The sequence below is a fragment of the Janthinobacterium agaricidamnosum NBRC 102515 = DSM 9628 genome, assembly GCF_000723165.1.
GTDB classification, from domain to species: domain Bacteria; phylum Pseudomonadota; class Gammaproteobacteria; order Burkholderiales; family Burkholderiaceae_D; genus Janthinobacterium; species Janthinobacterium agaricidamnosum.
Genome location: NZ_HG322949.1, coordinates 1,661,611 through 1,674,585 on the forward strand (window position 1 = coordinate 1,661,611; position 12,975 = coordinate 1,674,585).

Annotated in this window: 13 protein-coding genes; 12 read left to right on the top strand and 1 reads right to left on the bottom strand. The window is 59.8% G+C overall.

Annotated features, from left to right (window positions below; translation table 11 throughout):
* Positions 1-44: 44 nt before the first annotated feature.
* Complete coding sequence (gene kynU / locus GJA_RS07020; protein WP_038490361.1) at positions 45-1,295, bottom strand: kynureninase; 1,251 nt, start codon at positions 1,293-1,295, stop codon at positions 45-47.
* A 611-nt stretch (positions 1,296-1,906) separates the two neighbouring features.
* On the opposite strand from kynU, the gene flhD reads away from it, so the two are divergent.
* The 12 genes from flhD (at position 1,907) to cheD (ending at position 12,930) form a co-directional block, all read left to right on the top strand.
* Positions 1,907-2,224 (top strand): flagellar transcriptional regulator FlhD, encoded by a 318-nt coding sequence (flhD, locus tag GJA_RS07025; RefSeq protein ID WP_038498967.1) that lies wholly within the window; start codon positions 1,907-1,909, stop codon positions 2,222-2,224.
* A 46-nt stretch (positions 2,225-2,270) separates the two neighbouring features.
* Positions 2,271-2,831: a flagellar transcriptional regulator FlhC gene (flhC, locus tag GJA_RS07030; protein WP_038490364.1), complete on the top strand. Its 561-nt coding sequence runs from the start codon at positions 2,271-2,273 to the stop codon at positions 2,829-2,831.
* Between the two features lie 34 nt (positions 2,832-2,865).
* Complete coding sequence (locus GJA_RS07035) at positions 2,866-3,660, top strand: class I SAM-dependent methyltransferase (RefSeq protein WP_242404471.1); 795 nt, start codon at positions 2,866-2,868, stop codon at positions 3,658-3,660.
* A 184-nt stretch (positions 3,661-3,844) separates the two neighbouring features.
* Positions 3,845-4,705 carry a flagellar motor stator protein MotA gene (gene motA / locus GJA_RS07040; protein WP_038490370.1) on the top strand — a complete coding sequence of 287 codons (861 nt, stop codon included), beginning with the start codon at positions 3,845-3,847 and terminating at the stop codon, positions 4,703-4,705.
* A 62-nt stretch (positions 4,706-4,767) separates the two neighbouring features.
* Entirely contained in the window at positions 4,768-5,727 is a 960-nt protein-coding gene (motB, locus tag GJA_RS07045; RefSeq protein ID WP_038490373.1) for a flagellar motor protein MotB, read from the top strand.
* Between the two features lie 45 nt (positions 5,728-5,772).
* The gene (locus tag GJA_RS07050) at positions 5,773-6,321 is read left to right on the top strand and encodes a hypothetical protein (RefSeq protein WP_038490376.1); all 549 of its coding nucleotides are present in this window, start codon (positions 5,773-5,775) and stop codon (positions 6,319-6,321) included.
* 70 nt (positions 6,322-6,391) lie between these two features.
* Entirely contained in the window at positions 6,392-6,757 is a 366-nt protein-coding gene (locus GJA_RS07055; protein ID WP_038490380.1) for a response regulator, read from the top strand.
* A gap of 53 nt (positions 6,758-6,810) precedes the next feature.
* On the top strand, positions 6,811-8,982 hold the full coding sequence (gene cheA, locus GJA_RS07060; protein WP_038490383.1) for a chemotaxis protein CheA: 2,172 nt from the start codon (positions 6,811-6,813) through the stop codon (positions 8,980-8,982).
* A 17-nt stretch (positions 8,983-8,999) separates the two neighbouring features.
* Entirely contained in the window at positions 9,000-9,503 is a 504-nt protein-coding gene (locus GJA_RS07065) for a chemotaxis protein CheW (RefSeq protein WP_038490386.1), read from the top strand.
* 118 nt (positions 9,504-9,621) lie between these two features.
* Complete coding sequence (locus tag GJA_RS07070) at positions 9,622-11,370, top strand: methyl-accepting chemotaxis protein (protein ID WP_038490388.1); 1,749 nt, start codon at positions 9,622-9,624, stop codon at positions 11,368-11,370.
* A 70-nt stretch (positions 11,371-11,440) separates the two neighbouring features.
* Positions 11,441-12,322, top strand: a complete 882-nt coding sequence (locus tag GJA_RS07075) for a CheR family methyltransferase (protein ID WP_038490390.1) — start codon at positions 11,441-11,443, stop codon at positions 12,320-12,322.
* On the top strand, positions 12,322-12,930 hold the full coding sequence (cheD, locus tag GJA_RS07080; protein ID WP_038490393.1) for a chemoreceptor glutamine deamidase CheD: 609 nt from the start codon (positions 12,322-12,324) through the stop codon (positions 12,928-12,930). The genes GJA_RS07075 and cheD overlap by 1 nt, the downstream gene beginning before the upstream one ends.
* Positions 12,931-12,975 lie beyond the last annotated feature (45 nt).

The following is a 12,975-nucleotide window of genomic DNA, read 5'->3' on the forward strand; positions in this document are numbered from 1 at the left end:
TTTTAATGGGATGCAATGTGCGGGATGATGTGGTTGGCCAGGGCTCAGGTCACCGCGTCGCGCCTGGCGTCGATGTCGTAGGCTTGCTGGTCGAGGATCTGTTTCAGGATATCGACCGCGTCCCACACGTCGGCAAAGCTGGTGTACAGCGGCGTGAAGCCGAAGCGCATGATGGCCGGTTCGCGGTAATCGCCGATGACGCCGCGCGCGATCAGCGCCTGCATCACCGCATAGCCGTGCGGATGGGTAAAGCTGACATGGCTGCCGCGCCGCGCATGCGGACGCGGCGTCACCAGCGCCAGCGGATGGCCGGCGCAGCGGCTTTCGACCAGCTCGATGAACAGGTCGGTCAATACCAGCGACTTGGCGCGGATCGCCTGCATGCTGGTCTGCTCGAAAATCTCCAGCCCCGATTCGACCAGCGCCAATGACACGATGGGCTGGGTGCCGCACAGCGCGCGGGCGATGCCGTCGGCCGGCGCAAAGTCGGGTTGCATCGCAAACGGCGCGGCATGGCCCCACCAGCCGGACAAGGGCTGGCGGAATGCGCCCTGGTGGCGCTGCGGCACCCAGATGAAGGCGGGCGCGCCGGGGCCGCCGTTCAAGTATTTATAGGTGCAGCCGACGGCCAGGTCGGCGCCGTCGCGGTGCAGGTCGAGCGGCACGGCGCCGGCCGAATGCGCCAAATCCCAGACGATCAGCGCGCCCTGGTCGTGCGCATGCCGGCTCAGCGCCGCCATGTCGTGCTGGTGGCCGGTGCGGTAATTGACGTGGGTCAGCAAGGCGACGGCGGTGTGCCCGTCGATCGCGCCGGCCAATTCGTCGACCGTGTCGACCAGCCTGACCTGATAGCCGCGCGCCAGCCAGCTGCTCAAGCCTTGCGCCATGTAGATATCGGTCGGAAAGTTGCTGCGTTCGGTGACGATCACGCGCCGCTCGTGGCGGGCCGGGTCTTGCGCCTGCATCCGCAGCGCGGCGGCCAGCGCCTTGAACAGGTTGACCGAGGTGGTGTCGGTGACCACGACTTCCTCTGCATGCGCGCCGAGCAGCGGCGCCAGCCGGTTGCCCAGCCGTTTCGGCAGGTCGAACCAGCCGGCGCTATTCCAGCTGCGTATCAAATCCTTGCCCCATTCGTGGGCGATGACGGCCTGGGCGCGGGCCAGCGCGGTTTTCGGCCGTGCGCCCAGCGAGTTGCCGTCGAGGTAAATCACGCCTTGCGGCAAGTCGAACAAGTCGCGCAGCGGCGCCAGCGGGTCTAGTGTGTCGCGCTTCAAACAATCGTTACGGCTGATCATGGCGGGAAAACTTTCATCAAGGAGTCGGTCTTGTCTGGATGGCATGGAAATACTTGAAGCTTCATCTAATGCTGTCCGGAACAGAAGTGTAGCAATATTCAGTGCTGGAGTAGCATCTAAATGATGTTTATTTGACATTCAAGACGATTCCAAACCGGCCTGTTCCCGGGCTGGAGCGATTTTTTCATCTTTTTTTAAAATATTTTCAAAAACCCCTAAAGTTCTGTTCAAGGCCGCCGTTAATGACTACAAGAAAGCCGTTTAAAGAAATTTAAATATTTTTCGAAAAAACCCTAAAGTTCTCCAAAGCGCTGCCGTTACCGGTAGTAGAAGAGAACTTGAGGTAGCTCAAAGTTGCAGGAAAACATCGTTTTTCACTTCGGGCAGGACTTTATTTGTTAAGACTTTTAGTCAATTCATGCCGCGCGACACAGCGCGCGCTCCTATGACCGGGTAGTGTTTGTCAGACAAACACCTACGGTCCGCTTTCCTATTCCCCGACAAAAAATACAGTGGCTGGCCTCTACTGTTAAAACTGTTGCTCGTTCAGAATGTATCTCACTGGCAATACACAAAACGCCAGCTGATTTCAACGGATTGAGGAGATGGAAATGACTGCTAACGACATGATGGCTGAAATTCGCGACGCCAACCTGAGCTACCTGATGCTGGCCCAGCAAATGATCCGTGCCGACAAGGTGACCGCAATCTTCCGTCTGGGCATTGCCGCAGAAATCGCCGAATTGATCGAAGGGATGAGCAACGCTCAAATCCTGAAACTGGCAGGCGGCAACATGATGCTGGCCCGCTTCCGCTTCGACGACAGCGCCATCCTGTCGATGCTGACCAACTATAATAAAGACCGTTCGTTGGCCCAATCGCACGCTGCCATCCTGATGGCCGGCCAAGGTGTAGAAGAGATTGCTTAATTATCAGTCTTGTTGTGTGGTTTGATCATCGTCAGGAGCAGCAAAAATGGCCAAGAAAAGTGTGGTGTCCGAAGCGCAGGAAATCCAGCTGGCGATCGAATTGATACAATTGGGCGCCCGCCTGCAATTGCTGGAAACCGAAGTGTCGCTGTCGCGCGAACGCCTGCTGAACTTGTACAAGGAGTTGAAGGGGGTATCGCCGCCGAAAGGCATGCTGCCTTTTTCGACCGACTGGTTCATCACCTGGCAACCGAATATCCATTCCTCGCTGTTTATTAATATCCACCGTTTCCTGGTTGAGCATGCTGGCGCCAGCGGGATCGAAGCCGTCATGAAAGCCTACAAGCTGTACCTGGAACAAATGCCGCCGGAACCGGGCGAAGAGCCGCTGCTGTCGCTGACCCGCGCCTGGACGCTGGTGCGCTTTTTCAGCAGCAAGATGCTGGCCATGGCGCCATGCAATAAATGCGGCGGCAAATTTGTCGTCAACAGTTTTGACCTGACCGCCGATTATGTCTGCGGCCTGTGCCACATGCCTTCGCGTGCCGGCAAGACCAAGAAAGCCAAGGAAGAGGCCGCATCCGGCCCGCTGACGCTGGCCGCGTGATCCCGATGTCCCTCTTGTTGCAGCGGGGCCGCGCGTGAGTGCGGCCCCGTTGTCGCGTCTGCGCCCGCTGTTGCGCCAGCTTGTGCGCGCGCCGGCCTTGCGCGCCGTGCTGTTGCAGGCGCTGGCATTTCCGCTGACCTTGCTGATAGTCTACTTGCTGGCGCGTTCCGCTATGCCGCTGGTGCTGGCCGCCGTCGCCTTGTTGCATGGCGTGATTGCCGCGGCGCTGAGCCGGCTGGCCCGGCTGGCGCCGTGGTGGCTGCTGATCCAGCTGCTGTTTCCGCTGGCGCTACTGAGCGCTCACTCCCTCAACCTGCCGCCGCTGCTGTTCTTGCTGGCTTTTTTACTGTTGCTGGGATGGTATTGGTCGACCTTCCGCACCCAGGTGCCGTTTTATCCGTCCGGTCGAGCAGTGTGGGACGCCGTGCTGGGCTTGTTACCCGAACAACCGCCGGTGCGCCTGATCGATATCGGCAGCGGCCTCGGCGGCCTGGTGCTGCATTTGGCGCGGCGCCGTCCGGATGGCGATTTTATCGGCATCGAGCTGGCCCCGTTACCTTGGCTGCTGAGCCGGCTGCGCGCCGTGTTTTCGGGAAGTCGCGCCCATTTTGTGCGCGGAGATTACGATTCTCTTGATTTTTCTCAATACGATATTGTGTTTGCTTACCTGTCGCCAGCCGCGATGCTGGCGCTTTGGTTGAAGGCGCGCAGCGAGATGCGTCCGGGCGCCATGTTGATCAGTTATGAATTTATCATCCCCGGGCACAGCCCCGACCGTATCCTGCCTGAAATAGCGGGCGGTCGCTCCTTATATGTATGGTTCTTTTGAGCATTTGTTGCGTTATTTACTTGCTCAGGGGCCATTCTCACGTTATTGTAGTTCCACACGGTATTTATTGAAACATATGTTGTTTCAGTATACATTCTGCCCCTTTGTGCTTGCAGCGCCTGAGCATGGATATATCGAGAATCCCGGGCCATGATGCCCGGCCTTATTTTGGGAGGCAGTGCTCTTGTTAGTCATCATTGGATACATTGTCGTCTGCGCCTCCGTATTCGGCGGCTTTGCGCTGGCCGGAGGTCATCTGGCCGCGCTGTTCCAGCCGCTGGAATTGCTGATGATCGGCGGCGCCGGCCTCGGCGCTTTCCTGGTCGGCAATAACTCCAAGGCAATCAAGGCCACCCTGAAAGCGATCCCGACGCTGTTCAAGGGTTCGCGTTATACCAAAGATTTGTACATGGAATTGATGGCCTTGCTGTTCGACGTGCTCAGCAAGGTGCGCAAGGAAGGTTTGATGTCGATCGAAAGCGATATCGACAGCCCGTCCGAAAGTCCGCTGTTCAGCAAGTATCCGGCGGTGCTGGAAGACCATCACATCGTCGAATTCATGACCGATTACTTGCGCCTGATGGTATCTGGCAACATGGATGCGTTCCAGATCGAAAACCTGATGGACAATGAAATCGAAACCCATCATCACGAAGGCGCCGTGCCCGGCCATTGCATCGCCAAGATCGGCGACGGCTTGCCGGCTTTCGGTATCGTGGCGGCGGTGATGGGGGTGGTGCACACCATGGAATCGGTCGGCATTCCGCCGTCCGAGCTGGGCATGCTGATCGCCCACGCGCTGGTCGGCACCTTCCTCGGTATCTTGCTGGCGTATGGTTTTGTCGGTCCGCTGGCCAGCTTGCTGGAACAGAAACTGGAAGAATCGACCAAGATGTTCCAGTGCGTCAAGGTCACCTTGCTGGCCAGCCTGAATGGCTATGCGCCGGCGCTGGCGGTCGAATTCGGCCGCAAAGTGTTGTATTCGACCGAGCGCCCGACCTTCAATGAGCTGGAAGACCATATCAAGAAATCTAAAACGAAATAAGCAACAGTAGAAAAGCGCTGGCGGAATCATGAGTACATTGCAGCACCAGGAAGGGGGATGGTATGGCCGATGACGGCATGCGCCCGATTATCGTCAAGCGCATCAAGAAAGTCTCGGGCGGCCATCACGGCGGCGCGTGGAAGATCGCCTATGCCGACTTCGTGACGGCGATGATGGCGTTCTTCTTGCTGATGTGGCTGCTTGGTTCGACCACCAAGGGCGACTTGAACGGCATTTCCGAATTCTTCAAGACGCCGCTGAAAGTGGCGATGTCCGGCGGTTCCGGCAGCGGCGACAGTTCGTCGGTGATCCAGGGCGGCGGCGGCGACTTGACGCGCAAGGATGGCCAGGTGCGCAAGGGCGACGAAACCATGCAGAAGCAAAACTTCGACTTGAAGTCGGCCAAGGCCGCCCTCGAACGCGAAGAAGGCTTGCGCCTGCAGGCGCTGAAATCGAAGATCGAAGCGACCATCGAAGCCAATCCGGCCTTGCGCAAGTATAAGAACCAGCTCTTGCTCGATATCACCAGCGAAGGCTTGCGGATCCAGATCGTCGATGAGCAAAACCGGCCGATGTTTGCCCTGGCCAAGGCTGAATTGCAGCCGTACACCAAGGAAATCCTGCACGCCATCGGTTATGTATTGAATGAAGTGCCGAACCGTATCGGCCTGTCCGGCCATACCGATTCGACGCCGTACATGAGCGACGCCGGCTACAGCAACTGGGAATTGTCGGCCGACCGGGCCAACGCGTCGCGCCGCGAACTGATTATCGGCGGCATGGAAGAAGGCAAGATTTTGCGCGTGGTCGGCCTGGCGTCGGCGGCGCACCTGGACCGGGCCGATCCGTTCAACCCGATCAACCGCCGCATCAGCATCATCGTCATGAACAAGCGCACCGAAGAAAACGTGCTGCGCGATGGCGCCTCGCTCGATGTGCCAGGCAATGACGCGGCCGCGGCCGCTGCCGTGGCCGGCGCCGCCGCCGCTCCCGCCGCCGCGGCGCCAGCGGCGAAGAAATAAGCGCGTATGGTCAGCCGCGCGTAGTGATTTAACAATGAGACCTTTATGACGAGAAAAAAAATACTTGGCTCACATGTGAAGCGCTTGTTGTCCGGCGTGTCCGACCACGGCCGCAAACATTTGACGGAAGTGGAAACCGACCTGGTGCAAACCGGCATCCTGCTGGAAGAGGCGATCGAAAAGCTGTCCTTCAACTTCATGGCGATCCACGCCGCCGTCAGCGCGCAGCAGGAAACCATCCAGCTGTTGCTGGAAGGCGGTAAACCGGCGCCGGAAGAGCGCGAAAAACTGCTGGCGATGCAGGGCGAAGTGGGCAGTTACGTGAATGCCGCGATCACCAGCATGCAATTCCAGGACATGACCAGCCAGTTGATCGACCGCACCCTGAAACGGGTCACCGGCTTGCGCGAATTCCTCGGCACGCTGGGCGCGCACGGCGCGGAAATGCAAGCGGAAAGCAATAACGAGGAAATTGTCGCCTTGCTGGGCAGGGTCAGCATGGCGCTGGCGATACAAAGCCTGGAATTGCGCAGCGTGCTGCGCAAGGCCGTCAGCCAGCAGCATCTGGAAAGCGGCGACATCGAGCTGTTCTAGCGCGGTGCCGCAGACGAATATCAATCAGACAAATGGGCAGCGTGCCCGGATTTACATAGTGGGAGCAAAGATGGCCAAAACGATACTTGCAGTGGATGATTCAAGCTCATTGCGCCAGATGGTGGCGTTCAGCCTGAAAGCCGCCGGTTATCTGGTGGTGGAAGCGGTCGACGGACACGATGGGCTGGAAAAGGCGAAACTGCAAACCGTGGACCTGGTATTGACCGACCAAAACATGCCGCGCATGGATGGCCTGGAATTGATCAAATCGCTGCGCGAATTGCCGACGTACCAAAAAGTGCCGATCCTGATGCTGACCACCGAATCGTCCGACGAAATGAAGGCCAAGGGCCGCGCGGCCGGCGCCAACGGCTGGCTGGTCAAACCGTTCGACCCGCAGCGCCTGATCGAGGTGGTCAAAAAGGTGATCGGCTGATGATGCCTGCGCCGGAGTGCAACGATGCAATCTGAATTTGACGGAGTCACTACATGACCATCGATATAAGCCAGTTTTTCCAGGTCTTTTTCGATGAGGCCGAAGAACTGCTGGCTGAAAAAGAACGGCTGCTGCTGGCCGTCGACATCGCGGCGCCCGACGCCGAAGACTTGAATGCGATTTTCCGTACCGCCCATTCGATCAAGGGCGGTGCGTCGACGTTCGGCCTGTCCGACATGAGTGAAGTGACGCATATCCTGGAGTCGCTGCTGGACCGCATCCGCCAGGGCCAGATGGCCCTGACGGCGGAGCACGTCGACGCCTTTTTGGCAGCCAAGGATATCCTCAAGATGCAACTGGACGGCCACCGCCTCGGCAGCCCGGTTGACCAGGACGCGGTGGCGAACGTGCGCATGATGCTGCAATCGCTGTCGCAGGATTTGCCGGTGGCCGCGCTGACGCCGGTCGCGCCGTCGTTCCACAAGGCCGAGGAAACCACCGTCAGCCATGAGGGCGGCCGGCGCTACCGCCTGGAATTGCCCGCCATGGAGCAGCGCGAAGTGACGGCGCTGGCGGCCGAAATCGGCTTGCTGGGCAAGGTCGACCTGGCGCCGTTGCCGGGCGGACGCAGCGCGCTGCTGGTGACCACCCATGAAAGCCTGGACGATATCATCGCCATTTGCTCGTTCGTGCTGAACCCGGACGACATGCTGGTCACGCAGGAAGCCGCGCAGGCGCTGACGCCGGAACAAGCCAGGACTGCGCGGGAAAACGCCCAGGGTTACGGTTTTTTCGAACCGCTGCAAGACGCCGATGCGCAGTGCGGTTATGGATTTTTCCAGCCGCTGGAAGAGATCCGCGCGGCGGCCTCGGCTGCGTCCGATCCGGGTTACGGCTTTTTTCAGCCGCTGGAAGAGATCCGGGCGGCCGCCGCCAGCGCCGCGCCGCCAGTGACGGCCGTGGCGCAGGCAGCGCCAGGCCCGCTCGACCACGAGCACGACAAAAAGCCGGAAAAGAAGGGCGACAAGGCGGGCGCCGAATCGTCGTCGATCCGCGTATCGATCGAAAAAGTCGACCAGCTGATCAACCTGATCGGCGAACTGGTGATTACCCAGGCGATGATCGAGCAGCGCGCCGACTCGCTCGATCCGATGCTGCATGAACGCCTGCTCAACAGCGTCAGCCAGCTGACCCGCAACACCCGCGATTTGCAGGAAGCGGTGATGTCGATCCGCATGATGCCGATGGACTTTGTGTTTTCGCGCTTCCCGCGCATGGTGCGCGACCTGGCCACCAAGCTGGGCAAGAAGATCGATTTCATCACCAACGGCGCGGCCACCGAACTGGACAAGGGCTTGATCGAACGCATCGTCGATCCGCTGACGCATTTGGTGCGCAACAGTATCGACCACGGCATCGAAATGCCGGCCGCGCGGGTCGCCGCCGGCAAGAGCGAGTCGGGCCGCCTGTTTTTATCGGCCAGCCACCAGGGCGGCAATATCATCATCGAAGTATCGGATGACGGCGGCGGCTTGAACCGCGAACGCATCCTGGCCAAGGCGCAGCAGCAAGGCATGGCGGTGTCCGACACGATGAGCGACGCCGAAGTCTGGCAATTGATTTTCGCGCCGGGCTTTTCGACCGCCGAAGCGGTCACCGACGTGTCCGGCCGCGGCGTCGGCATGGATGTCGTCAAGCGCAATATCGGCGCCATGGGCGGCGTGGTCGAGATCCGTTCGGCCAAGGGCTTCGGCACCACCATTTCGATTTCGCTGCCGCTGACGCTGGCGATCCTGGACGGCATGTCGATCCGGGTCGGCGACGAAGTGTATATATTACCGCTCGGCTTCGTCATCGAATCGCTGCAGCCGGCGCCGCAAGACATCAAGGAAATTAGCGGCAAGGGCCTGGTGGTCAAGGTGCGCGGCGAATACCTGCCGCTGATCCCGCTGTACCAGATGTTCGAGATCACCCCGCGTTTCACCAATCCGTCCGAGGGCATTTGCGTGATCCTCGAAACGGAAGGCCGCAAGGCCGCGCTGTTCGTCGACGACCTGGTCGGCCAGCAGCAGGTGGTGGTCAAGAATCTCGAATCGAATTACCGCAAGGTGGTCGGCATTTCCGGCGCCACCATACTCGGCGATGGCGGCGTGTCGCTGATACTCGACGTCGCCGCGCTGATCCGTTCTTCCCGTCAGCTGGCTGACGAATCCATTTTCTCGTAATCAGATAGGAACCTATCATGTCAGATCAACAAACCTCCGGCCAAAAACTGAGCGATGGCAAAGACATCGCCGGCCATGAATTCCTGGCTTTCACCCTCGGCTCCGAAGAGTACGGCATCGACATCCTGAAGGTGCAGGAAATCCGCGGCTACGAAGCGGTGACCCGCATCGCCAATGCGCCTGAATTCATCAAGGGCGTGATCAACCTGCGCGGCATCATCATCCCGGTGGTCGACATGCGCATCAAGTTCAAGCTCGGCACGCCGGTCTACGACCAGTTCACCGTGGTGATCATCCTGAACATCGGCGGACGCATCGTCGGCATGGTGGTCGACAGCGTGTCCGACGTGACCACGCTGACGCCGGACCAGGTCAAGCCGGCGCCGGAAATGGGCACCGCGTTCTCGACCGACTACATGATCGGCCTGGGCACCATCGATGAACGCATGCTGATCCTGGTCGATATCGACAAGCTGATGTCGAGCAGCGAAATGGGCTTGATCGACAAGCTGGCCGCGTAAGCGCCATTACCGTACAGCGCCGAAGGCCCGTCAGAGGCCAGGCCGGCACGCAGTTTTCGGCGCTCGCCCGCCCGCGGGCGGGCGCCGGGACGATGAATGCAATATCCATGGAGATGTTATGAATTTGCGCGACTTTAAGATAGGTACCCGTCTGGGCATCGGTTTTGGCATCATCTTGACGATTTTGGTCGCCATGGTGTTGTCCGCTAATTTTTTGAATCACAGTAACAAGGCAAGACTGTTGACCGGCATCGAGCTGGCCAACGCCAAGAATTTGCAGGCATGGAACATGAAAAGCGCGATGCTGGAAACCGGCATCGCGATGCGTAATATCGGCTTGCAAGCCGATGTCAGCCTGATGCAGGACGAAGAGAAAAAGGTCCAGCAGCAGCGCAAGCTGTATGACGCCGCGCGCGACAAGCTGCAAGGCCTGGGGCTCGACGACAACGAGAAAGAAGCGCTGGCCGAGATCGCGGCGATCGATGCCGAAGTCGACAGTGCCTTCAAGGAGGCGATCGGCCAGGTACTGGCTTTCAATAGCGAAGGCGCGGCCAAGATCATCGCGGCGCGGATCGACCCGCTGAACCAGAAGACCTTGAGCGCACTGAATAAATTGCTGGACTTGCAAAAGGTTGCGGCGCAAAGTTTCATGGATGGCTCGGTGACGGCCGATACGCGTTTGATGCTGATCCTGTTCGTGCTGGGCGGCGTGGCGGTGGCGATCGGCGTGGTGTGCGCGCTGGTGACCACGCGCAGCATCACGGTGCCGCTGTCCGGCGCGCTGGAAGTGGCGCAGAAAGTGGCGGCCGGCGAATTGACGTCGCGCGTGGCGGTGGTCGGCAAGGATGAAACCAGCGCCTTGCTGCAAGCGCTGAAAGAGATGAACGAGAGCCTGGTGAAAACCGTCAGCGACGTGCGCAGCGGCACCGAGACGATCACCGTGGCGTCGCGCGAAATCGCCAGCGGCAATGCCGACCTGTCGTCGCGCACCGAGACGCAAGCCAGTTCGCTGGAAGAAACCGCCAGCTCGATGGAAGAGTTGACGTCGACGGTGAAACAGAATGCCGACAATGCGCGCCAGGCCAATCAGTTGGCGGTGTCGGCGTCGTCGGTGGCGGAAAAAGGCGGCAGCGTGGTGGCGCAAGTGGTCGATACGATGGGGTCGATCAAGGAAAGTTCACGCAAGATCGTCGATATTATCGGTGTGATTGACGGCATCGCTTTCCAGACCAATATCCTGGCGCTGAATGCGGCGGTGGAGGCGGCCCGGGCCGGCGAGCAGGGCCGCGGGTTTGCGGTGGTGGCGGCCGAAGTGCGCAACCTGGCGCAGCGCTCGGCCGGCGCGGCCAAGGAAATCAAGGGCTTGATCGGCGATTCGGTCGACAAGGTCGACGCCGGCAGCCGGCTGGTCGACGAGGCGGGCCAGACCATGGGTTTGATCGTGACGTCGATCCGCCAGGTGGCCGACATCATGGGCGAGATTACCGCCGCCACACAGGAACAGAGCAACGGCATCGAGGAAGTCAACCAGGCCATCACGCAGATGGATGAAATGACGCAGCAAAACGCGGCATTGGTGGAACAGGCCGCCGCCGCGGCGGAAAGCATGCAGCAGCAGTCGCAAAAACTGGCCGAGGCGGTCAGTATCTTCAAGCTCGACGGCGATAGCGCCGCCGGCTACGGCCAGGCCCAGGCGCGTATCGACGCGCAAGCGCTTGCGCCTCAGCCGGCGCAGGTTGCGGTGGCGCGGGCCGGCAAGCCGCGCGCCGCGCTGGCCAGGCCGGCGGTCCCGGTGGCCGCCGCCGTACATACGCCGGCATCGAAAAAACCGGTGCCCAGCGGCGCCGACGAGTGGGAAGAGTTTTAAGCGGCGTTGGCCGATTGCGGCGGGCGCGGCGCGACAGAGATTATTGTGGTAGTCAGATAAGAGGTTAAGAATGTCGCAAAATAAAACGGATACCGTTAAAGAGTTTGATTTCACGAGCAAGGATTTCGAACGGGTCCGCGCCATGATTTACAAGCGCGCCGGGATCGCGCTGGCCGACAGCAAACATGAAATGGTGTACAGCCGGCTGGCGCGGCGCCTGCGCGCGACCGGGATTGCTTCGTTCGTCAATTACCTGGACGGCCTGGAAGCGGGCCGCCTGGGGGAAGAATGGGAAGCGTTCACCAATGCGCTGACCACCAACCTGACCTCGTTTTTCCGCGAGGCGCATCATTTTCCGCTGCTGGCCGAGCATGTCAAGAAACTGAGCGGCCCGATCACCATCTGGTGCTCGGCCAGTTCGACCGGCGAAGAACCGTATTCGATCGCCATGACGGTGTGCGAGGCGTTCAATACGCTGACGCCGCCGGTGACCATCATCGCCACCGACATCGACACCAACGTGCTGGCCACCGCCGCCAATGGCGTCTACGCGCTGGACCGGCTCGACAAGATGCCGGCCGACCGCGTGCGGCGCTTTTTCCTGCGCGGCAGGGGCGAGCGCGAAGGCATGGTGCGGGTGCGCCCGGAACTGCGTCAGATGATCACCTTCAAGCCGCTCAATCTGCTGGCCGACAGTTGGCCGGTATCGGGCCAGTTCGACGTGATTTTCTGTCGCAACGTGATGATTTATTTCGATAAGGCAACACAGCGTAAAATACTGGCCCGCTTTGTGCCGCTGATGAAGCCGGATGCGCTGCTGTTTGCCGGCCATTCGGAAAACTTTCTCTATGTATCGGAATCATTGAAGTTGCGCGGCAAGACGGTGTACGAGCTGGATCAGCAGCGCGGCGCCGCTCACAAGGCACCGTTACAGCGAGGTGAGAATAGATGATGAGCCTGGAACCCAAAGAGCAGTTCGCCACCAACGTTTATTACGACCGCACATTCAACTGCGATGCGGCCAAGATCTTGCCCGGTGAATATTACTTCACCAACAAGGACATGCTGATCGTCACCGTGCTCGGCTCGTGCGTGTCGGCCTGCATCCGCGACAAGGTCAGCGGCCTGGGCGGCATGAACCATTTCATGCTGCCCGATGGCGCCAGCGACAGCAACAGCCCGGTGTCGGCGTCGATGCGCTACGGCACCTACGCGATGGAAGTGCTGATCAACGATCTGTTGAAGGCCGGCGCGCGCCGCGAAAACCTGGAAGCGAAGGTGTTCGGCGGCGGCGCGGTGCTGCGCGGCTTTACCGCGATCAACGTCGGTGAACGCAACGCGGCCTTCGTCATCAATTACCTGAAGGCGGAAAAGATGCGGGTGGTGGCGGAAGACTTGAACGATATCCACCCGCGCAAGGTCTATTTCTTTCCGCGCAGCGGCAAGGTGCTGGTCAAGAAATTGATGCAAACCCATAACGACACGCTGGTAAAACGCGAGCTCGACTACGCCAGCCGACTCAAGGTGCAACCGGTCGGCGGCGAGATCGAACTGTTTTGACCGCACCTCGCAAAACCGTCGCGAGCTGCCATTAACGAACTGAAA

Bases quoted from the DNA above. Each gene is read 5' to 3' on its own strand.
- kynU (WP_038490361.1), bottom strand. From the start codon at position 1,295: ATGATCAGCCGTAACGATTGTTTGAAGCGCGACACACTAGACCCGCTG.
- flhD (WP_038498967.1), top strand. From the start codon at position 1,907: ATGACTGCTAACGACATGATGGCTGAAATTCGCGACGCCAACCTGAGC.
- flhC (WP_038490364.1), top strand. From the start codon at position 2,271: ATGGCCAAGAAAAGTGTGGTGTCCGAAGCGCAGGAAATCCAGCTGGCG.
- motB (WP_038490373.1), top strand. From the start codon at position 4,768: ATGGCCGATGACGGCATGCGCCCGATTATCGTCAAGCGCATCAAGAAA.
- GJA_RS07050 (WP_038490376.1), top strand. From the start codon at position 5,773: ATGACGAGAAAAAAAATACTTGGCTCACATGTGAAGCGCTTGTTGTCC.
- GJA_RS07055 (WP_038490380.1), top strand. From the start codon at position 6,392: ATGGCCAAAACGATACTTGCAGTGGATGATTCAAGCTCATTGCGCCAG.
- cheA (WP_038490383.1), top strand. From the start codon at position 6,811: ATGACCATCGATATAAGCCAGTTTTTCCAGGTCTTTTTCGATGAGGCC.
- GJA_RS07065 (WP_038490386.1), top strand. From the start codon at position 9,000: ATGTCAGATCAACAAACCTCCGGCCAAAAACTGAGCGATGGCAAAGAC.
- GJA_RS07070 (WP_038490388.1), top strand. From the start codon at position 9,622: ATGAATTTGCGCGACTTTAAGATAGGTACCCGTCTGGGCATCGGTTTT.
- GJA_RS07075 (WP_038490390.1), top strand. From the start codon at position 11,441: ATGTCGCAAAATAAAACGGATACCGTTAAAGAGTTTGATTTCACGAGC.
- cheD (WP_038490393.1), top strand. From the start codon at position 12,322: ATGAGCCTGGAACCCAAAGAGCAGTTCGCCACCAACGTTTATTACGAC.